Below are 19,805 nucleotides of genomic sequence, written 5' to 3'. Positions count from 1 at the left end.
CCGAACCGCCCTGTCCGACCGCGGCGGAACTAGCCCTTGACGCTGCCGGCGAGCAGGCCCCGGACGAAGTAGCGCTGGAGGGACAGGAACACGATCAGCGGCACGACGATCGAGACGAACGCGCCGGAGGTCAGTCGCTGCCACTCGTTGCCGCGGGTGCCGGCCAGTTCGGCCAGGCGCACGGTCAGCGGCGCGGTCTCCTTGGTGCCGCCGGCGAAGATCAGCGCGACCAGTAGGTCGTTCCAGACCCAGAGGAACTGGAAGATGCCGAACGCGGCCAGCGAGGGCGTGATCAGCGGCAGGACGATCGTGCGGAAGATCCGGGGGTGGCTGGCGCCGTCCACCCGGGCCGCCTCGAACAGGTCCTTCGGCAGCTGGGAGACGAAGTTGTGCAGCAGGAAGACGCCCAGCGGCAGGGCGAAGCAGGTGTGCGCGAACCAGACCTGGATGTACTTCTCCGACCCGGTCAGGCCCCACGCCGGCAGCAGCGTGATGCCGCCGAGGGTCACCCCCCGGGAGAAGAAGCTCAGCAGCGGCACCAGCGCCATCTGGAGCGGCACGATCTGCAGCGCGAAGATGCTGATGTAGATCCAGTCCCGGCCCTTGAAGTTCATCCAGGCCAGGGCGTACGCGGCGAGCGAGCAGAACGCCAGCGGGAACAGCACCGACGGGATCGTGATGACCAGCGAGTTGATGAAGTAGCTGGCCAGTTGCCCGGACGAGGAGGACCGGCCGAACAGCACGTCCTGGTAGTTCTGCAGGGTGAACTGCGGATCGGTGAACGCGTTCCACCAACCGTTGCCCTTGATCTGCCGCTCCGGCCGGAACGACGAGACCAGCAGGCCGAACGTGGGGATGGTCCAGACCACCGCGATGACGATCGACGCGGCGGTGGCGATCGGCGAGTTGAGCCGCTTGCGGACCCGCCCGACGGCGGTGCGGGGGGAGTCGGCGGAGACCGCGGCACCCGCGGTGGCGACAGGGGTGGTGGTCGTCATCAGGACTCCCGCTGCTTCCTCAGGTTCCGGATCTGGAAGATCACGATCGGCACGACCAGGATGAACAGGAACACCGCCAGCGCCGAGCCCTGGCCGGTCTGGCCGTAGCGGAACGCCTGGTTGTACATCTCGCTGGCCACCACGCCCGTGTCGTAGTTGCCGTTGGTCATGGTCCGGACGATGTCGAAGACCTTGAGCGTGGAGATCGAGATGGTGACCACCACGACGATCAGCGCGGGCCGGATGCTGGGCAGGGTGACCCGCCAGAACATCTGCCAGGCGTTCACCCCGTCCAGCCGGGCCGCCTCGACGATGTCCGCCGGGATCGCCTTGATCGCGGCGGAGAGCACCACCATCGCGAAGCCGGCCTGGATCCAGATCATCACGATCAGCAGCAGCACCGTGTTCAGCGCGGCGCCCTGCTCCAGCAGCCACTGCTTGGGCTCGCCGCCGAACCACACCCAGATCTGGTTCAGCAGGCCGATCTGCTCGGCGCCCTCGGGCCGGTACGCGTAGACGAACTTCCAGATGATCGACGCGCCGACGAACGAGATGGCCATCGGCATGAAGATCAGCGACTTGGCGACGGCCTCGAACCGGGCCCGGTCCACCAGGACCGCGTAGACCAGGCCGACCGTCGTGGCGACCAGCGGCACCAGCACGACCCAGATCAGCGTGTTGCGCAGCGTGATCAGCGTCTCGCTCTGGGAGAACAGCCAGCTGTAGTTCTTCAGGCCCACCCACGCGGTGCTGCCGCCGTCCATGAAGGACAGGAGCAGGGTGCGGATGGCCGGGATGACCACTCCGATCAGGAGCAGCAGGCCGGCCGGGAACAGGAACCCGGCGGCCATCAGCCACTCCCAGTTGCGCCGGCGGCCCGGGCCCAGCGCCACCGCGCCGCCCACCGCCGCCAACGCCAGTTCGCGCCGCTCGCGTCGGCGGGCGAGCAGGCTCGGAATGCCGTCCAGGATCAGCAGCAGGCCGCCGACGACGACCACGAAGGCCACGAGGCCGTACAGCAGCATCGCGAACTTCGGACCCTCGGCCGCGAAGTCGAAGTCCATCCGCCCTCCCTCGCTAAGGGGTGGTGCTCGTACCGGGGAGTCTCACATCGGGGGTGCGGCGGCCCGGCCCGGCGTATCGCCGGACCGGGCCACCGGTGGTGCTACTTCCAGGACTGCTCGATGAAGTTGAGGGTGTCCTGGGTGCTCTTGCCGTTGATCCAGTCCACCATGCCCTTCCAGAACGTCCCGGCGCCGACCGCGGCCGGCATCATGTCCGAGCCGTCGAACCGCAGCGTGGACTTCGGGTTCTGCAGGATCTCCACGGAGAGCTTGTCGATCGGGTTCTTGACGTTGTTCACGTCCAGGCCCTTGCTGCCGGAGACCCAGTTGCCCAGCTTGGCGCGGCCGTTGGCGTACTCCGGGGTGGCCAGGAAGTTCTGCACCGCCTGGACCTCGGGCCGGTCGGCGAACGCGACGGTGAACTCGCCCGCCGCGAGCACCGGCTCGCCCTGCGCGGGGTCGATCGTCGGGAAGTAGAACGCGAACACGTCGCCGTCCTCGGCCACGTTGGTGCCCTGCGGCCACTGGTTGGCGTAGAACGACGCCTGGCGGTGCAGGTAGCACTTGCCGTCCTGGATGGGCAGGCCGCCCTCCTGGAACGAGGTGGTGGCGATGCTCTTCACGTCGCCGTACCCGCCGTTGACGTACTTCGGGTTCTTCAGGATCGCGCCGGCCTGGTCCACGGCCTTGACCACGGCCGGGTCGTTGAACGGGATCTGGTGCGTGACCCACTTGTCGTAGACGTCCGGACCCCCGGTCCGCAGCATCAGGTCCTCGATCCAGTCGGTGGCCGGCCAGCCGGTCGCGTCACCGGACTCGATGCCCGCGCACCACGGCTTCTCGCCGCCCGCCGCGATCTTGTCGCTGAGGTCCATCAGTTCCTGGAACGTCTTCGGAACCGTGTAGCCCTTTTCCTGGAACTTCTTCGGCGAGTACCAGACGAACGACTTCACGTTCGAGCCCAGCGGCGCGCCGTAGAAGGTCCCGTTGACGGTGCTGTAGGCCAGCCAGTCCTTCGAGTAGTTCGCCTCCGCGGACGCCTTCGTCGCGTCCGGGGCCGCCTTGAGCTTGCCGGCGTCGGCGAACCGCTTGAGCAGGCCGGGCTGCGGGATGAACGCGAGGTCCGGCGCGTTGCCGCCATCCACCTTCACCTGAAGCTGCGCCTCGAACTCGCCGCTGCCCTCATAGTCAATCTTGATGCCGGTGCAGTCCTCGAACTTCTTCCACGACTCCTGCAGCAGGTCGGCCTCCGTGTCGCGGATCGACGCGTAGATCGAGACCGTCTTGCCGTCATGGCCGCTGTACTGCTCGTATGGCGCACAATCCGCCGAACTGGCGTTGTTCTCGGAGCCGCTGTCCCCGCCCGAGCAGGCGGCGGCGCCGAACACCAGACCCAGCACGCTGGTCAGCACGAGAGCGCGACGCCCTCGCGAGTTGACCGCCATGCGGTCCTCCTTCCTGGCCGGCGGTGGGCCCTCCCCGTGCCGCCGGGATTCCCTTGTGGGCGTCCTCACATGTAAGCGCTTGCACTCAGGAGCCGTCCAGTTTCTTGGGCCAGGACACAGTAACGATTCGGAAACCTGGCGGACCGTGAGCGTAGCGCTACGCGTACTGACGGTAGTGACATCGAATACGCTCAGTCGTCGAGGATCGCCGCGAACCGCCGATCGGCCAGGTCCAACTGCGCCAGAATGTGCTCCCGCGCGGCCGCGGACAGCGGCGTGTCCGGCCGCTGGATCAGTTCCCGGAACATCGGCACCAGCGGCCGGTACTTGGCCGCCGAGGAGGCCACCTTCGGCCCCGTCGTGTGGATGACGCCCACGCCGTTGTCCGTGAAGTCCGAGACCTTGATGACCCGCGCCCACGGGTCCCGCGCCAGGCTCGCGGCCAGGTGAACCCGGTACTGCTCGTGCCGGTCCCGCTCCGGGTCGTACTCCGGATTCGTCACCGAACGCACCAGTTCCGCCACCCGGACGCCGAACCGGTCGGCCAGTGCCGCCAGCGCGCCCTCCGTCCGCGCCGACCCGGACGCGTCCGCCGGCAGCCCGGACAACTCCGCCGGATGGTCCTCCACCGCGTCGTGCAGCAGGGCGGCCACCAGCACGTCCACGTCGGTCACGCCGTAGTACCGGATGATCCGGATCGCCACCCGCAGCAGATGGTTCAGGTACGGCTCGCGCACCCGCCGGTCGTCCCGGTGCAACCGCGAGGCCAGTGCCAGCGCCTCCAGCAGTCGCGCCCGCCCCGGCTCGGGGAACGCCTCGATCTCCTGCGCGAACCGGTCCCGCAGCCCCTGCTCGCCGTACACCTCCGTGATCGCGTGCAACGGCATCGTCATGAGGTAGCTGCGCGACATCCGTTCTCTATACCCGATTCCCACCCCACCCGCCGCCCGCCCGCGCCGACCCGTCCCCGGGACGGCGTCGAGGCCGCCACCGGTGCCCGGGCCCGGCAGCCAGGTTGGCGGGGAGGATCGCTGCCGGTCCGCGGGCGCTCCGGTCGAGCGGCCCGACGGGATCGAGAGGGATGAGTGATGAGGGGTCGCGGATGGCCTAGGTGAAGATGCTCACGCCGCCCGGACCGACCAGCAGCCCGACGATGATGAGCACGATGCCCCAGAGGATCTGCCGCCGGAACAGGGCGAGCACGCCGGCGACCACCAGTACCACCGCGAGGATCCAGAGAAGTAGGTCCATGGTCCGTGCAGTACCCGACCGTCTCTTCTGGAAAACCTGGCCGGAAAGCCGCACGGGTAACGAAAGGGGCCGCGCCCACCGACCGCGGCCCTCCAACGTAGACGGTGCTTACGCGGCGGCCCGCGCCCGCGCGTGCAGATGGAAGACGCTGTATGCCTGCTTGATCACCGGGTGGGCCACGTTGCGCACCTTCACCCCGCCCGGGGTCACGCCGCGTTCGCTGCCCATGTGCGCGTGGCCGTGCACGGCCAGCGCGGTCGGCGCCGAGTCGATGGCCTGGCCCAGCAGGTACGAGCCCAGAAACGGGTAGATCTCCAGCGGCTCGCCCAGCAGCGTGTCCGGCACCGGCGCGTAGTGGGTCAGCGCCACCAGCACGTCGCACTCGAGCCGGCGCAGCGCCTCGCTCAACCGGTCCGCGGCGTCGCAGGTGGTCTGGACGAACGCCTTCATCTCCGGCTCGCCGAACGCGCTCGCGCAGCGGCCGGCGAAGCCCCCGCCGAAGCCCTTCGCCCCGGCCACGCCGAGCCGACCGCCGGGTGTGTCGATGACCGTACCCTCGCCCTCCAGCACGGCGATACCGCCGCCCTCGAGCGTCTTCACCACCTCGGGAACCTGGTCGCGGTGGTGGTCGTGGTTGCCGAGCACGGCGATCACCGGCACGCCCAGGTCCCGGAACTCGGTGGCCACGCACTCGGCCTCGGCGGCGCTGCCGTGCCGGGTCAGGTCGCCGCCGAGCAGCAGCACGTCGGCCTTGTCGGGCAGTTCCTCCAGGGCCGGTCGGTACCGGCCCAGCACGTCGCTGTCCATGTGCACGTCGGCGACGGCGGCGACCCTGATCACGACAGGTCCTCCGCCTCGCCGGGCGGCTGGGTGCGGGTGATCCCGATGTCCACCAGGACCGCCACGTCGGGGAACGCCGCGCGCACCTTGCGCTCGATCTCGTCCCGCCGGGCCTGGCTTTCCACCTCGCCGCACAGGACCAGGTTCTGCTCCCGCCGCAGCACGGTGATGCCCTGCTCGGCGAGGTCGACGTCCTCGGTCAGCAGGCGCTGCACGTCCGCCTCGACGTACTCGTCGAGCCGCCTGTTCATGCCACCTCCCTCAGCTTGGACCGGTCCGGTCCGGCGCGGTCCCCGCCGTCGGCGGCTTCCCCGGCGGCGTCGCCGCGGGGCCGAAAGGGCACGACGTCCAGGCGGTCCAGCAGGATCAGGAACGCCTCGGCGTACGGCGAGTGCGCCGTCTCCCGGCGGACCCGGTCCCAGTCGATCTGCTCCCGCAGCGAGCGGGCCAGCGGGAGGCCGCGGGCGAAGTCGCAGTGGTGCTGGGAGAAGCTGAGCAGCTTGTGCACCATCAGCCCGGTCGCGGACAGCACCGGCATGCTGATGGCGTTGACCGGGCGCACCACCGTGTCGGCGAGGGTGGCGTCGGTGACCGGCACCTCCACCGGTCGGAAGATCAAGTCGATCATCCGACCCTCGTCGTAGACCTTGACGAGCCAGTCCTCGGGCGGACGCTCGGCGGTGAAGCCGGCCTCGGTGAGCACCTGGAGGGCGGTCTGGACGTCCTGCTCGCGCAGCAGGAAGTCCACGTCGTGATCGCTGGAGTGCCCGCCGTGCGCGTACACCGCGAAGCTGCCGCCCAGGGCGAACGGCACGTCGGCCTGCTTCAGCACCGCCGCCGCCTTCTTCAGGCTCACGATCAGGCCGTCATCCGGGCTGTCCATGGGCATACCGGTACCCTTCCGCCCCGGCCTTCACACGGGTCAGGCGAGCTGCCCGCGCAACCTCGCCAGGGCCCGGGAGAGCAGCCGGGACACGTGCATCTGGGATACGCCGATCTCGGCGGCGATCTGCGACTGGGTCATGTTGCCGAAGAAGCGCAGGGTGAGGATGCGCTGTTCGCGGTCGTCCAGGGCGGCCAGCGCCGGGCCCAGGGCGAGCCGCAGTTCGGTCAGCTCGTAGCCGTCGTCGGCCCGGCCGATCAGATCGCCGAGTTCGGCGCCGCGCTCGCCGTCGCTGTCGGCGGTGGGCGTGGACAGCGACACCGCGTTGTAGGCGCGGGCGCCCTCCAGCCCCTCGATCACCTCGTCCTCGGTGATGCCGAGGTGGTCGGCCAGGTCGCGGACGGTGGGGGAGCGGCCCAGCCGCTGCTGGAGGTCGGCGCTGGCCTCGGACAGGCTCAGCCGCAGTTCCTGAAGCCGCCGGGGGACCCGGATGTCCCACGTCCGGTCGCGGAAGTGGCGCTTGATCTCGCCGAGCACCGTGGGGATCGCGTACGCCGCGAAGTCCACCCCGCGCCCCGGGTCGTACTTGTCGACCGCCTTGATCAGGCCGACGCTGGCGGTCTGGAACAGGTCCTCGACCGGCTCGCCGCGGCCCCCGAACCGGTTCGCCAGGTGCTGGGCCAGGGGCAGCCAGGATTCGATGGCCCGGGCACGCAGGGCCGCCCGTTCCGGGTGACCGGCCGGCAGGGCGGCCATGGCCACGACCAGGTCCGTGCCCCGGTCGGTGCCCCGGTTCTCCCGGATTCGACCGGTGCGCCCGGTCCCCCTGCGCAGGGTCTCGGCGGGCTGTGTCCGTGGGGGCTGTGTCCGTGGGGGCTCGGTGCGCTGGATCTCGGTACGTTGGGCGATCGTCGCGGTCACGGTGGTACCTCCTCACGTGATCGCGCGGGCACCGGCACGGGTTGGCCGGTGTGTCGCGCGACGTAAGGCCACGTCCCTCGCGCGCGGTGCGTCCTGTCGTACGCGGTGCGCTCGCGGCCTCGCGGGTGGTGCGGTCCCGGCTTCGCTGGTGATGTGGTTCTGTCCGGCCGGAGACGGTGGTCTGCGGAGCGCGGCGGGGGTCTTCGGGCGCCGCCCGCCACCGGACATCGGCCGGGCATGGGGTGCGCGTCGGCCGTATTTCTCCCCACCGTAGACCGTTCGGTGGGCAGGGGGCCACCCGTTCGGGGGAATGGTGCTGGCAGTTTCCTGGGACTTCGGCTCAGGCCCGCCCGTACGCCGGGATCGCCGCGCCGCTGGTCGGCCGGGATTCGTCGCCGGCCAGGAACAGGATCAGCGCCGCCAGGTCGGCCGGTGGGACCCAGCGGGAGTGGTCCGCGTCGGGCAGCGCCGCCCGGTTCGCCGGGGTGTCGACGACGCTGGGGAGGACCGTGTTGCAGCGCACCCCCGCCGCCCCGTACTCGACCGCCACCGCGTTGGCGAAGGCCAGCACGGCCGCCTTGGCGGTCGCGTACCCCGCCGCGCCGGCGAACGGCGCCACCGCGGCCCGGGACGACACGCACACCACCGAGCCGCCGCCGGCCGCCACGAGGTGCGGGAGGGACGCCTGGGTCACCAGGTACGTGGGGCGCAGGTTGAGGGCCAGCATCCGGTCGAACTCCTCGACCGGCGTCTCGTGTACCAGCCCGCCGGCGGCGTACCCGCCGACCAGGTTCACGACGGCGCGGAGCGGGGCGCCGGGGTGACCGGCGGCGACCTCCACGGCCGCCCGGACCGCCGCGGGGTCGGCGAGGTCCGCCTCGACGACCTCGGCGCGGGTCAGCCCGGCGACGGCGGTGGTCCGTGCGGTGCGGCGCGCGGGAGCGACGACCCGCCAGCCGGCTTCGGCGAAGGCCGCGGCGACGGCGCCGCCCAGCCCGCCGGTGGCGCCCGTGACCAGTGCGGTGCGATCGGCCATGCCGGACACGGTACTTCGCCCTGGGCGTAACCCGTCCGCTGAGGGTGAACGGGCGTATGCGGCGGCCCGCCGCCGGGGCACGATCCCCTGCATGCGCCTTCTCATCCTCGGCGGGACCGCCTTCCTCGGGCGGGCCGTCGCAACCCACGCCCTGTCCGCCGGCCACGAAGTGATCTGCGCCGCGCGGGGCCGGTCCGGTTCGGTGCCGCCCGGCGCCCAGCTCGTCCCGGTCGACCGGGATGATCCCGATGGCCTGGCCGTCCTCGACGGTGGCCAGTACGACGCCGTGGTGGACGTCTCCCGCCACCCGCTGCACGTCCGCCGCGCCGTGGCGGCGCTGGCGGGGCGGGTCGGCCACTGGGGGTTCGTGTCGACCGGCAACGTCTACGCCGACGACAGCACGCCCGGCCAGCGGGCGGGGACCGCCCCGCTGCGCGAGCCGCTCCCCGCCGAGAAGGACGACGTCGCGCTGGAACTGGAGAACTACGGTCCCGCCAAGGTGGCCTGCGAGCGCAGCGTCCTGGCGTCCGGGGTGCCCGCCCTGATCGCCCGGGTCGGCCTGCTCGTCGGCCCGCGGGACCCGAGCGGCCGGTTCGCGTACTGGCCGGACCGGCTCGCCCGGGGCGGCGAGGTGCTGGCGCCGGGCGACCCGGCCGACCCGGTGCAGTGGATCGACGCGCGGGATGTGGCGGCCTTCCTGATCGCCGCCGCGCAGCGCCGGTTGGCCGGCGTCTTCGACGTGGTCGGGGCGCCCGTGCCGCGGGCCGAGTTCCTGGCCGGGGTGGCGGCCGGCGTCCGCGGCGAGCGGGAGCAGCCGCGGCTCACCTGGGTACCGCAGGCGTTCCTGGCGGAGCAGGCGGTGAACCCGTGGGCCGGTCCCCGCTCGCTGCCGCTGTGGCTGCCGCTGCCCGAGTACGGCGGTTTCCTGACCCGGGACGCCTCGGCCGCGCTCGCCGCGGGGTTGACCACCCGTCCGGTGTCGGACAGTGCCCGGGACACGCTGGCCTGGCTGGCCGATCATCCGGAGGGTCTGGAACGGGCCGGCCTTTCGGCCGAGGACGAGGCGAAAGTGCTGGCGGAATGGCATGCTCACCAGTCGTGAACGCGCTCGTCACACCGCCGGCGGCTGGCCTTCCTAGCTATCGGGCGCCAGTTGACGCTCGGGCGTGCTGAAAGTAAGTTTCATCCGTGGTGAAAACGGCGAAGGTTTCCGCGAACCGGGACGCGGGCGGGCTGATCGTCCACATCAGCGGCCTGCTCCCGTCGCTCTCCCCGGCCGAGCAGCGGGTGGCGCGGCTGGTGATCGCGGACCCGGCCGACGCCGCCCGCCGCACCATCACCGACCTCGCCACCGCCGCCGAGACCTCCGAGGCCACGGTCATCCGGTTCTGCCGGTCCGTGGGCATGCAGGGGTACCCGCAACTGCGCATCCGGCTCGCGGCCGAGGCGGCCCGCCGGGTGGAGCCGCCGGACGCCCGGGTGGTCGGCGGCGACATCCCACCCGGCGCGGACCTCGCCCAGATCATCGCCACGATCGCCTTCAACGACGCCCGCGCGGTCGAGGAGACCGCCGAGCAGCTGGACCCGGCGGTCTGCGAGCGGGTGGTGGAGGCCATCACCCAGGCCGGGCGGGTCGAGGTGTACGGCGCCGGCGCCAGCGGCTTCGTCGCCTCCGACTTCCAGCAGAAGCTGCACCGCATCGGGCGTACCGCTTTCTACTGGCCCGACGTGCACACCGCGCTGACCTCCACCGCCCTGCTGAGCCGCGGCGACGTGGCCATCGGGATCTCGCACACCGGCACCACCGCGGACACCGTGGAGGTGCTGGAGCAGGCCCGGCTGCGCGGCGCCACCACGGTCGCGCTGACCAACTTCCCGCGCTCGCCGATCACCGAGGTCGCCGACCACGTGCTGACCACGGCGGCCCGGGAGACCACGTACCGGTCCGGCGCGATGGCCAGCCGGCTGGCCCAGCTCACCGTGATCGACTGCCTGTTCGTCGGTGTGGCGGCGCGGAACCGGGCCCGGGCCCGCAAGGCCATCGAGATCACCGCCGAGGCGGTGCGGGGTCACCGGCTCCCGGGCGGGCGGCGGCGCGGATGACCGGGGCAGGCAGCGGCCCCGCCACGACTCCGACCCCGCGACCGGACACCGGCGCGGGGTCGCCGCAACCGCCGGTGGTTCTCGTCACCTCCCCGACGGAGCGGTCCAACCCGCAGACCCGGGACCTGGACCTGATGTCCACCCGGGACGTGGTCCGCCTCATCAACGCGCAGGACCGGACCGTGCCGGACGCGGTCACCGCCGTGCTGGACCGGGTGGTCGACGCGGTGGAGTTCGGGGTCGCCGCGCTGCGCGCCGGCCGCCGGGTGCACTACTTCGGCGCCGGTACCTCGGGGCGCCTCGGCGTGCTCGACGCGGCCGAGCTGCCGCCCACCTTCAACACCCCGCCCGGGTGGTTCTGCGCACACCTCGCCGGCGGTCCGGAGGCGATGTCCCGGGCGGTCGAGGACGCCGAGGACGACGAGTCCGCGGGCGCCGCCGAGGCCGCCGAGTGCGTCGCCGCCGGCGACCTGGTGATCGGGCTGGCCGCCAGCGGGCGCACCCCGTACGTGCTGGGCGCCCTGCGCGCCGCGCGCGTCGCGGGCGCCCGCACCGCCCTGGTCGCCGCCGACCCGACGGCGGCCGCGGCCGGCGAGGTCGACGTGTTCATCGGCGTGGCGACCGGCCCGGAGGTGGTCACCGGCTCCACCCGGATGAAGGCCGCCACCGCGCAGAAACTGGTGCTCAACGCGTTCAGCACCGCCGTGATGGTCCGCCTCGGCCGGGTCTACTCGAACTTCATGGTGGCCGTGGTGGCGACCAACGCGAAGCTGCGCGGCCGGATGATCGCCATCCTGATGGAGGCGACCGGCGCGGGCGAGCGCGCCTGCCGGGAGGCGCTGCTGCGCGCCGACGGCGATCTGAAGGCGGCCCTGGTGTCGCTGCTGTCCGGCGCGGCGGTCGCCGAGGCCCGCGCCGCCCTGGCTCGCGCCGACGACCAGGTGCGCGGCGCCCTGGCGCTGCTCGCCGGTTGAGCCCCGGGCGCGGCGCCGGCCCGCCGCCCCGGAAAGCACCGCGTGCGGGACGTGCGACCGGCTGGCGCGGCGCATGGTCACCCCCGATCCGGGGAATCGTGAACCAAGAGCCGTTGACGTGCGTATGTGAGGGAAAGCGACCGTGCTCACGCAGTGACACAGATCGCAGTGGGACGGGCAGGAAACGGTTACGGTCATGGAACCAGGGCGCGACTACCGGGCGGAGCAGCCCGGATACCCCGATCGCCAGCCACGATGACCGCGGCCGCGAATCCCCCGGCAGTGGGAGCTCACAGCAACCACACAGGCAGTCGTGACAGTTTCGTCTCGCACCGCGGAATCTCGGTGCCACGTCATCTGTTGTTCAGATGAACAGCGCGAGATATCCGTCAACCCGGTCGCAACCCGGCCGACGAGAGCGGATAGAGACGGGGGAGGGGCCGATATGAAGGAGAACACGGTGATGCGGACCGACGAAGTCGCCGAGGAGCGCGACCTGGTCGGAGTCTACCTGCACGAGATCTCCCGGACACCGCTGCTCGACGCCGCCCAGGAGGTTGACCTCTCCAAGGCCATCGAGGCGGGCCTGTACGCCGAGCACCTGCTCGACGCGGATCGGCTCCCCGAGGGCGTGGGCCGGGACGAACTGGAGTGGCTGGTCGCCGAGGGCGAGCGGGCCAAGGACCTGTTCATCCGGGCGAACCTGCGGCTGGTCGTGTCGATCGCGCGGCGCTACGTGCGGTCCGGCATGCCGATGCTGGACCTGATCCAGGAGGGCAACACGGGCCTGGTCCGCGCGGTGGAGAAGTTCGACTACGAGCGCGGCTACAAGTTCTCGACCTACGCCACGTGGTGGATCCGCCAGGCCATCAGCCGGGCGATCGCCCAGCAGGAGCGCACCGTGCGGCTGCCGGTGCACCTGGTGGAGGACGTGAACCGGATGCGCAGCGCGGCCCGGCAGCTCACCCGCGAGCTGGGCAGCGAGCCGGAGCCGGAGCAGATCGCCGCGGCGCTGAACGTGCCGGTGGAGCGGGTCAACGAGCTGATCCGCTGGTCGCAGGACACCGTGTCGCTGGACACGCCGGTCGGCGACGACGGCGACACCAACCTCGGCGACCTGGTCGCGGACCGCGACGAGCCGTCGCCGGAGGAGGTCGTGCTCTCGGCCCTGGAGCGGCAGCGCATCGAGGGGCTGCTCAACCACCTGGACGACCGGTCGGCCGGCATCATGCGGGCCCGGTACGGCCTGGAGGACGGCCGCGAGCACTCGCTGACCGAGGTGGCGTCGCGGTTCTCGCTCTCCCGGGAGCGGATCCGCCAGTTGGAGATCCAGGCGCTTGGCCGGCTGCGCGAGCTGGCCCGGGCCGAGGGTCTGCAGGCCGCGTAACGGCAGCTCACACACATAAACGGCGCGAGGCCGGCACCGCTCGGGTGCCGGCCTCGACGCCTTCCTGCCGCTGGGTCAGCGCACCCGGCCGTAGCCGTATGGCGGCATCATGTCGACCGAGGCGAGCTTCACGGTCTCGCCGTAGGTCGGCGCGTGGATGACCTTCCCGCTGCCCACGTACAGGGCGACGTGCCCGAGGCCGTTGTAGAACACCAGGTCGCCCGGGAGCAGCGAGCCGCGACCGATGTGGGCGACCGTGTTCCACTGCATCGCCGCGTTGTGCGGCAGCGAGTGCCCGGCGGCCCGCCAGGCGGCCATGGTGAGCCCGGAGCAGTCGTACGAGTTGGGCCCGTCCTGCGCCCAGCCGTAGGGCTTGCCGATCGCGTTGTACGCGTACGTGACCGCCACTCCGGCGCTGCCGGCGATCTTCGGGATGCTCCCGGTGTACCGGGAGCCGGACTCGGTGGCCGAACCGTACAGCTTGCGGCGCAGGTCCCCGAGACGCTTGATCTCCTTCTCGATGCTCGCCTTACGGGTGGCCAACTGCTTGATCTGCGCGTCCTGGCGGGCCTGCACGCCGGCCAGCCGGTCCCGCTCGGCGGTGAAGCGCGCCTCGGTGGACGAGTACGCGGTGATCGTCTTCTGCCGGTCGTGCGCGAGGCGGTCGAGGTAGCCGATGCGGCCGAGGAGCCCCTCGGCCGAGCCGCTGGACAGCAGCGCGTTGACCGCGCTGAGGTCACCGGTCTTGTAGGCCCGCGCGGCGATCTCCGCCACGTCGGCCTGCGCGGCATTCACCCGCTGCTGGAGCGGCCCGAGCTTGGCGGTCAGGTCGGCGATCGCCGACTTGGTCTGCTTGAGCTGCTCGGTCAGCTTGTTGTACTGCTCGACCACGCCCTCCAACTCGGTGGAGGACTTGGTGATCTGCTGCTGGATCTCGGCGGGGGACGGCGCGGCGTACGCGACCGTCCCGGGCACGATCAGGCCGGCCGCGACGCTCGTGACGACGAGCGCGCGGAGCAGCCTGCGCGCGGATGGCACGAGGCGTTACTCCTTCTTCCCGTGGCCGCCTACCGGGTTAGCTGACGGGTTCGGGCGGGAAGAACGCCCTACCGCTGGCGCGGATTCACCCCGGTGGAACGATGGGTCCCCGGTTCGTGGCCGGCGTCGCGTGCGGTGTGGACACCGCGGGTGCCGGCCGCTGATTCGGCGGCGCGGGACCGGCGCCACTCCGTACGTGACTGGGGACCGGACTCGCGTCACCCAACCTAACGCCCCCTTCCCGGGTCCGCATCGGTTGACCGGTCCGATTGGCGGCAAGAGACCGGCATCAGATAAATGTCCCCATCACACTCGGTGTCTACTCTGATCCCTCACGGTGACAGCCGCCGACTTTTGGCCGTTCGGTGCGCGCTTACCCGCCGCTCCGGCGACGACGCGGCGCCACCCGTTCGGGTAGTTTCCCCGAGCCGTCCAGATCGGACATGCCCCCGGGGGAGGATGGACATGTCGCTGAGCCGACGCCTGATCCGGGGTGTTGCCGCCGCCGCCGTGCTGGCTGCCGCGTTCACGGGAGTGGCGGTGGTGGTTCAGCGGCATCGGCCGGTGCCGGCCCAGGCGGCCCCGGCCCTGCCGGCGGGCTTCCGCGAGCAGGTCGTGCTCTCCGGCCTCGACACACCGACCAACCTCGAGTTCGCCTCGGACGGGCGCATCTTCGTCGCCGAGAAGCGCGGCGTCATCAAGGTCTTCTCGGGCGTGGGCGACACCTCGCCGGTCGTCTTCGCCGACCTGCGCACCGAGGTCTTCAACGGCGGCGACCGGGGCCTGCTCGGCCTGGCGCTCGCGCCCACCTTCCCCGCGGACCCCCGGGTGTACGTGCTCTACACCCGCAACGCCGACGTGGGCGGCACGGCGCCGAAGTACCCCGACGACAAATGCGCCAACCTCTATGACGGCACGTGCGTGGTCAGTGGCCGGCTCGCGGTGCTCGAGGCGTCCGGCAACACGGGCACGCTGACCGATGTGCGGCTCGACGGCTGGTGTCAGCAGTTCCCAAGCCACTCGATCGGAGAGCTCCGGTTCGGCCCGGACGGCGCACTCTACGTCACCGGCGGTGACGGTGCCTCGTACAGCTCGGTCGACTATGGACAGAGCAACGCCTGCAACGATCCGCCCGGCGGCGCGAAGCTCACGCCCCCGGCCGCGGAGGGCGGCGCGCTGCGCGCCCAAGACGCGCGCACGATCACGGACCCCACCGGGTACAACGGCGCCGTGCTGCGCCTGGACCCGGGCACGCTCAAGCCCAGGGCGGACACCCCGGGCACCGGCGACGAGGCGAAGCGCCGCATCGTCGCGTACGGGCTGCGCAACCCGTACCGGATGGCGTTGCGCCCGGCGGCCGGCGGGAAGGCCGCGGAACTCTGGATGGGCGATGTCGGCTGGAACACGGTCGAGGAGATCAACCGGTTCGCGGTGCCGCCGACCACGGTGACCAATTTCGGCTGGCCCTGCTACGAGGGCCCCGGCAGGCAGGCCGGATACGACGGCGCCGACCTCACCATCTGCGAGAACCTCTACAAGGCCAATGCGGTCACCGCCCCGTACTTCTCGTACCGGCACGCGGACCAGGTGCGCGCGGGTGACATCTGCCCGAGCGGCGGCTCGTCGGTGAGCGGCCTGGCGTTCTACCCGGGCGGCCCGAGCACGTACCCGGCCGAGTACCGCAACTCGCTGTTCTTCGCCGACTACGCCCGCCAGTGCATCTGGGCGATGCTGCCCGGCGCGGACGGCACGCCCAGCCCGGCCAGGATCAGTACCTTCGCCGCCGCGGCCCGCCCGGTCGACCTGGAGATCGGCCCGGACACCCTGCTGTACTACGTGGACCTGGACGGCACCGTGCGCCGGTTCCGGTACTTCGCGGGCAACCAGCCGCCGATCGCCGCGTTCTCCGCCACCCCCGTCTCGGGCGCCCCGCCGCTGAAGGTGGCGTTCGACGCCGGATCATCGGTCGACCCGGACGCCGCCGACCAGAACCTGCTCACCTACGAGTGGGACTTCGACTACACCCCGGGCGGCGCCTTCGGGGTCGACGCCACCGGCCGCACCGCCACCCACGTGTATGCGGAGCAGGGCGTCCACCACGCCGCGCTGCGCGTCAGGGACGGGGCGGGGTTGCCGGACATCGCGGTGCGGGACATCGACGTGGCGGCGGGCAAGCCGACCGCCGTCATCGACTCGCCCGTGCCCACCGACACGTGGGCCACCGGGCAGACGATCACGTTCTCCGGCCGGGGCGTGGACGACAAGGACGGCACCCTGCCGGCCTCGGCGTTGACCTGGCAGCTGGTGCTGCACCACTGCTACCCAGGGGGCGCCTGCCATCAGCACCCCGCCGAGGAGTTCATCGGTGTCTCCTCCGGAAGCTTCGTGGCGCCGGACCACGAGTACCCGGCCTTCCTCGAACTGCGCCTGACGGTCACCGACTCGGACGGGCAGCAGAGCGCGTCCAGCGTGCAGATCAGCCCCCGGACGGTGAACGTGACCGTCACCGCCGACCCCGCCGGGTCACCGCTGACGTTCGGCGGGGAGACCCTGCCGACCCCGTTCATGCGCACGGTCATCGTCGGCACCTCGATCACGGTGAGCGCGCCCACCACTCTGACCCTCGTGGACGGTCGCGTGCGCCGGTTCGTGGACTGGTCCGACGGCGGCGCGCCGACGCACACGATCGTGGCGCCCGAGGCGGACACCGTCGTCACCGCGACCTACCACGAGTGCCGCGGCACCTACGGGCGCGCGTGCGCGGACATCCCGCGCCCGGACCCCGGTACTCCGCCCCGCTAAGTCGATCCTGTGGGTGTCGATCCGCTTCGCGCCGTGCGCCGGGCGTGAAAGACGCGAATGAGTGCCGGGGCTCATACCCCCAAAGCAGGATGAATCCACTACTAGCGACGTGCCAATCAGCCACCTGGCAGATTGCGCCCCTTCCGTTAAGTAGCTTGCACTTCGCACAATGGCAGTAGACCCTCGCTCCCTAAGGGAACGTTCAGGAGGCCGGCCCGGCGTGGCAGCGCCGGACCGGTCGACGCGTCCCAGCCGGATCGGGGCGCGGCCGCCGCGACGCACAAAGACCGGCGCCCCGGTGGCAGCCGGGGCGCTGATCAAAAGACCACCAGTTCAGCTCGCCTCACGAGCCAGATGGAGGCACATCGTGGATGCTACTCGTTCCACGTCAGGCAAACCAGCGCCGGGCAAACCGGCTCCGCCGCTGGTCAACCAGCACCCCAGGGTCGCCGGCGGCTGGCTCATCGTGGCCGACCGCCGCTTCGCCATCACCGAACTGTCCCGGCTGCGCACCGCCCGCGGACCCCGCGACCCGCTGACGATGCGCTCGCTGGCCCTCAGCGTCGTCCTCGCCGGCGCCGTCGGAACCGTGCTGGCCAGTGCGGCCCCGGAGCCGCCCGCCGCCACCACCATCGTCGCGGCCAGCGCGATCGTCCTGGTCCCGCTGGCCATGGCCTTCGTCGGCCACCGCCTGCGTCCCCGTCGCTACGAACTCTGGGCGGACTACCGGGGCATGGCGACCCGGCTGCTGGTCAGCGACAGCGAGCGCCAGTACAACCAGATCTGCCGGGCACTGGTCCGGGCGCGGGAACAGGCCCGCCTCGGCCCCGCGTACGACCCCTGGCCGAGCCTGGACCCATGGAACTCCATTCCCCGCTAACGCCACAGAACCTCCCCGCCGGCGGTTCGCCGGAGCCTCAGCCGGGACGAGGCCGGGGAAGGCGGGCGGGCGAGCCGCCGCCGGCTCAACGCCGAGCCGGCGGCCTCGCCCGCCCTCGCTCAGCCCAGTTCCTGGGCCACCTTCTCGATCAGCTTGCGGGACTCCGTCTCCGACAGTGCCTCGGCGCTCAGCTTGTCGAAGATCCGCAAGTACGGCGCGATCGCGTCCGGCCGGTCGATAACGTCCTCGACAAGGGCGCTCTCGATGTAGACCACGTCCCCGTCGACGGTGGGGTCGGCGAAGCCGAGCACGATGAACGGACCGTTGACCCAGTTGTAGCCCGCGTGGAACGGCAACACCTGGATGCGCAGCGCCCGCCGGTGGCTGATCGTCAGCAGGTGGTTGAGCTGTTCGCGCATCAGGGCCGGCGAACCGGTGACGCGGCGCAGCACGGCCTCGTCGAGGATCGCGTGGATCTCCGGGGGATCCGGCCGGCCCACGACCTCGCGCTGGCGGGTCAGGCGGATGTTGACCTTCGTCTCGATCTCCTCCGGGGCTATCCGGTGCGGGCCGTCCTGCGGCATGATGGCGCGGGCGTACGCCTCGGTCTGGAGCAGGCCCGGGACGTTGATCGGCTGGAAGTAGCGGACCCGCGTCGCATCCGCCTCCAGGCCGATGTACGACGCGTACGAGGGCGGCAGGCTCTCCTTCAGGCCGCTCCACCAGGTGCGCCGCCGCGCGACCCGGGCCAGCCCGACCAGTTCGTCCACGAGGCGCTGGTCGGCGACCTTGTACAACTGGAGCAGGGCCTTGACGTCGTTGGTCGAGATGCTGACGCTGCCCGCCTCGATGCGGATGAGCTTCGACAGGGACCAGTCCATGGCGGCGGCCACCGCCTCCTGCTTGAGGTTCGCCGCCTCCCTGGCGCGGCGCAGCGCGGTGCGCAGGCGGCGCCGGCCAACCGTCGGGCCCTGGACTGCCGACATCGCCCAACCTCCATACCGGCGCTGACCGGGCAGACTGCCACCTGGCAATTTGCGCGCTTCGTTCGACCATACGCCAGCGCCGGAGGTAGGCGAAGGAGTCGCGATCACAACCGGGCAACGGGTAAGGGGAGTCTCCCGCACCGAAATCGCGTGTTTCAGTCCGGTCAGGGGTAACGGGGCGATGGCGCGTTCCGCCGCAGGGGTAACGGGGGCGGTCGCATGGGATCCACCAACCGCAAATTCATACTATGATCCGCACTCGTTCGGCACCGATTGTGCCGTCCCTGCCCGCGAACAATGAATGATCCAGTTCAGGAGCTATCCATGGCGTTGCCCGACAGCACCGCAGCCCGCTGGCGCAAGAGCACGCGCTGCGAGTCCTCCAACTGTTTGGAGCTCGCAGACCTCGGCGCCCACGCCGGCCTGCGTAACTCCACCCGGCCGGAGGTGCAGCTCACGTTCGAGGCGCCGGCCTGGCGGGCGTTTCTCGCCGGGGTGCGGGCCGGGGAGTTCGACCGGCCGAACTGAGGCCGCGAAGCCGCGGAAGAGACGGCCGGCGAGCGCCGTTCGGGAGCGTCCCGGGCGGCGCTCGCAGCCGTTTCCGGTGCGATTACTCGATGGTCGGCGCGTGGCACATTGAGTAACGTGCCGAGGCGACGGAAGGGTGGCTCTCCATGGCCGACGGTGACGGTGACCTGGTCTGGCGGCGGGCGCGGGCGTGCGAGTCGCACGCCTGCGTGGAGGTGGCCGTGACGCCGCAGGGCGTGCGGGTGCGGAACTCCCGGGAGCCGGCCGCGGTGCTGGCGGTCAACGCCGTCCAGTGGCGGCGGTTCTGCGACGCGGTCGCGGCGGGGGAGTTCCGGCTACCCGCGTGAGGCGGTCGCCGGCTCCGGCTCGCGGACCAGGCGGGTGACCGTCCGCTCGGCGTAGAACGACACGAACGGGATCGTCCCGGCGAGCATGATCAGGGCGGTCCGGGTCAGCGGCCAGCCGGCGCGGCGGGAGACGTCGAACGCGGCGGCCAGGTAGACGATGTACAGGAAGCCGTGCGCCGGGCCGACGGTCTGCACGATCGTGGGGTTGCCGCCCAGGTATTTCAGCGGCATGCCGACGAGGACCAGGACGATCAGCACGACGCCGACGACGTAGGCGATCGCGCGGTAGCGGGTCAGGGCAGCGCCCACCGGGGTTCCTTTC

At 71.4% G+C, this 19,805-nt stretch carries 21 protein-coding genes and 1 riboswitch; of the genes, 8 read left to right on the top strand and 13 right to left on the bottom strand.

Annotated elements, in window-relative coordinates; all coding sequences use genetic code 11:
• Nucleotides 1-29: 29 nt before the first annotated feature.
• The 10 genes from KJS59_RS14710 to KJS59_RS14665 all read right to left on the bottom strand — a co-directional run bounded on the left by KJS59_RS14710 (nt 30) and on the right by KJS59_RS14665 (nt 8,438).
• The gene (locus KJS59_RS14710; protein ID WP_213453429.1) at nt 30-998 is read right to left on the bottom strand and encodes a carbohydrate ABC transporter permease; all 969 of its coding nucleotides are present in this window, start codon (nt 996-998) and stop codon (nt 30-32) included.
• Nucleotides 998-2,062 carry a carbohydrate ABC transporter permease gene (locus KJS59_RS14705; RefSeq protein ID WP_213453428.1) on the bottom strand — a complete coding sequence of 355 codons (1,065 nt, stop codon included), beginning with the start codon at nt 2,060-2,062 and terminating at the stop codon, nt 998-1,000. The genes KJS59_RS14710 and KJS59_RS14705 overlap by 1 nt, the downstream gene beginning before the upstream one ends.
• 101 nt (nt 2,063-2,163) lie before the next feature.
• A complete protein-coding gene (locus tag KJS59_RS14700) occupies nt 2,164-3,507 on the bottom strand; it encodes an ABC transporter substrate-binding protein (protein ID WP_213453427.1) in 1,344 nt (447 codons plus the stop codon).
• A gap of 191 nt (nt 3,508-3,698) precedes the next feature.
• Nucleotides 3,699-4,418 carry an HD domain-containing protein gene (locus KJS59_RS14695; protein WP_213453426.1) on the bottom strand — a complete coding sequence of 240 codons (720 nt, stop codon included), beginning with the start codon at nt 4,416-4,418 and terminating at the stop codon, nt 3,699-3,701.
• Between the two features lie 196 nt (nt 4,419-4,614).
• Nucleotides 4,615-4,758: a GPGG-motif small membrane protein gene (locus KJS59_RS14690; RefSeq protein WP_213453425.1), complete on the bottom strand. Its 144-nt coding sequence runs from the start codon at nt 4,756-4,758 to the stop codon at nt 4,615-4,617.
• Nucleotides 4,759-4,866: 108 nt separating this feature from the next.
• The gene (locus KJS59_RS14685) at nt 4,867-5,598 is read right to left on the bottom strand and encodes a metallophosphoesterase family protein (protein WP_213453424.1); all 732 of its coding nucleotides are present in this window, start codon (nt 5,596-5,598) and stop codon (nt 4,867-4,869) included.
• Nucleotides 5,595-5,849 carry a hypothetical protein gene (locus tag KJS59_RS14680; protein ID WP_213453423.1) on the bottom strand — a complete coding sequence of 85 codons (255 nt, stop codon included), beginning with the start codon at nt 5,847-5,849 and terminating at the stop codon, nt 5,595-5,597. The genes KJS59_RS14685 and KJS59_RS14680 overlap by 4 nt, the downstream gene beginning before the upstream one ends.
• Complete coding sequence (locus KJS59_RS14675) at nt 5,846-6,481, bottom strand: nucleotidyltransferase (RefSeq protein WP_213453422.1); 636 nt, start codon at nt 6,479-6,481, stop codon at nt 5,846-5,848. The genes KJS59_RS14680 and KJS59_RS14675 overlap by 4 nt, the downstream gene beginning before the upstream one ends.
• Nucleotides 6,482-6,520: 39 nt before the next feature.
• Nucleotides 6,521-7,237, bottom strand: coding sequence for a SigB/SigF/SigG family RNA polymerase sigma factor (locus tag KJS59_RS14670; protein ID WP_213453453.1), 717 nt, complete (start codon nt 7,235-7,237; stop codon nt 6,521-6,523).
• Between the two features lie 505 nt (nt 7,238-7,742).
• Nucleotides 7,743-8,438 (bottom strand): SDR family NAD(P)-dependent oxidoreductase, encoded by a 696-nt coding sequence (locus KJS59_RS14665; RefSeq protein WP_213453421.1) that lies wholly within the window; start codon nt 8,436-8,438, stop codon nt 7,743-7,745.
• 91 nt (nt 8,439-8,529) lie between these two features.
• Here KJS59_RS14665 and KJS59_RS14660 point away from each other — a divergent pair, with 91 nt between their 5' ends.
• The 4 genes from KJS59_RS14660 (at nt 8,530) to KJS59_RS14645 (ending at nt 12,902) form a co-directional block, all read left to right on the top strand.
• Nucleotides 8,530-9,540, top strand: a complete 1,011-nt coding sequence (locus KJS59_RS14660; RefSeq protein ID WP_213453420.1) for an NAD-dependent epimerase/dehydratase family protein — start codon at nt 8,530-8,532, stop codon at nt 9,538-9,540.
• Nucleotides 9,541-9,626: 86 nt separating this feature from the next.
• Nucleotides 9,627-10,541: a MurR/RpiR family transcriptional regulator gene (locus KJS59_RS14655; protein WP_213453419.1), complete on the top strand. Its 915-nt coding sequence runs from the start codon at nt 9,627-9,629 to the stop codon at nt 10,539-10,541.
• 74 nt (nt 10,542-10,615) lie between these two features.
• A complete protein-coding gene (gene murQ, locus KJS59_RS14650; RefSeq protein ID WP_249714152.1) occupies nt 10,616-11,515 on the top strand; it encodes an N-acetylmuramic acid 6-phosphate etherase in 900 nt (299 codons plus the stop codon).
• Nucleotides 11,516-11,960: 445 nt separating this feature from the next.
• Nucleotides 11,961-12,902, top strand: coding sequence for a sigma-70 family RNA polymerase sigma factor (locus KJS59_RS14645; RefSeq protein ID WP_213453417.1), 942 nt, complete (start codon nt 11,961-11,963; stop codon nt 12,900-12,902).
• Between the two features lie 75 nt (nt 12,903-12,977).
• Here the strand turns inward: KJS59_RS14645 and KJS59_RS14640 are convergent, their stop codons facing one another.
• On the bottom strand, nt 12,978-13,940 hold the full coding sequence (locus KJS59_RS14640) for a C40 family peptidase (protein ID WP_213453416.1): 963 nt from the start codon (nt 13,938-13,940) through the stop codon (nt 12,978-12,980).
• 11 nt (nt 13,941-13,951) lie between these two features.
• A riboswitch (cyclic di-AMP (ydaO/yuaA leader) is annotated at nt 13,952-14,076 on the bottom strand.
• Between the two features lie 329 nt (nt 14,077-14,405).
• Here KJS59_RS14640 and KJS59_RS14635 point away from each other — a divergent pair.
• Nucleotides 14,406-16,742 carry a PQQ-dependent sugar dehydrogenase gene (locus KJS59_RS14635; protein ID WP_213453415.1) on the top strand — a complete coding sequence of 779 codons (2,337 nt, stop codon included), beginning with the start codon at nt 14,406-14,408 and terminating at the stop codon, nt 16,740-16,742.
• Nucleotides 16,743-17,109: 367 nt separating this feature from the next.
• Complete coding sequence (locus KJS59_RS14630) at nt 17,110-17,622, top strand: DUF6232 family protein (protein ID WP_213453414.1); 513 nt, start codon at nt 17,110-17,112, stop codon at nt 17,620-17,622.
• A gap of 119 nt (nt 17,623-17,741) precedes the next feature.
• Here KJS59_RS14630 and KJS59_RS14625 read toward each other — a convergent pair whose 3' ends face one another.
• Complete coding sequence (locus KJS59_RS14625) at nt 17,742-18,608, bottom strand: helix-turn-helix domain-containing protein (protein ID WP_213453413.1); 867 nt, start codon at nt 18,606-18,608, stop codon at nt 17,742-17,744.
• Between the two features lie 324 nt (nt 18,609-18,932).
• On the opposite strand from KJS59_RS14625, the gene KJS59_RS14620 reads away from it, so the two are divergent.
• Nucleotides 18,933-19,136, top strand: a complete 204-nt coding sequence (locus tag KJS59_RS14620; RefSeq protein ID WP_213453412.1) for a DUF397 domain-containing protein — start codon at nt 18,933-18,935, stop codon at nt 19,134-19,136.
• Nucleotides 19,137-19,282: 146 nt separating this feature from the next.
• Complete coding sequence (locus KJS59_RS14615; RefSeq protein ID WP_213453411.1) at nt 19,283-19,483, top strand: DUF397 domain-containing protein; 201 nt, start codon at nt 19,283-19,285, stop codon at nt 19,481-19,483.
• On the opposite strand, the gene KJS59_RS14610 is transcribed toward KJS59_RS14615, so the two are convergent.
• Nucleotides 19,472-19,792, bottom strand: a complete 321-nt coding sequence (locus KJS59_RS14610) for a DUF3817 domain-containing protein (RefSeq protein ID WP_213453410.1) — start codon at nt 19,790-19,792, stop codon at nt 19,472-19,474. The two genes, KJS59_RS14615 and KJS59_RS14610, sit on opposite strands and share 12 nt — an antisense overlap.
• Between the last annotated feature and the right edge of the window lie 13 nt (nt 19,793-19,805).

The sequence above is a fragment of the Rhizomonospora bruguierae genome (assembly GCF_018397995.1).
Classification (GTDB): domain Bacteria; phylum Actinomycetota; class Actinomycetes; order Mycobacteriales; family Micromonosporaceae; genus Rhizomonospora; species Rhizomonospora bruguierae.
Note: the sequence above shows the minus strand (reverse complement) of the source record. Positions and strands in the feature narration are given on the sequence as shown.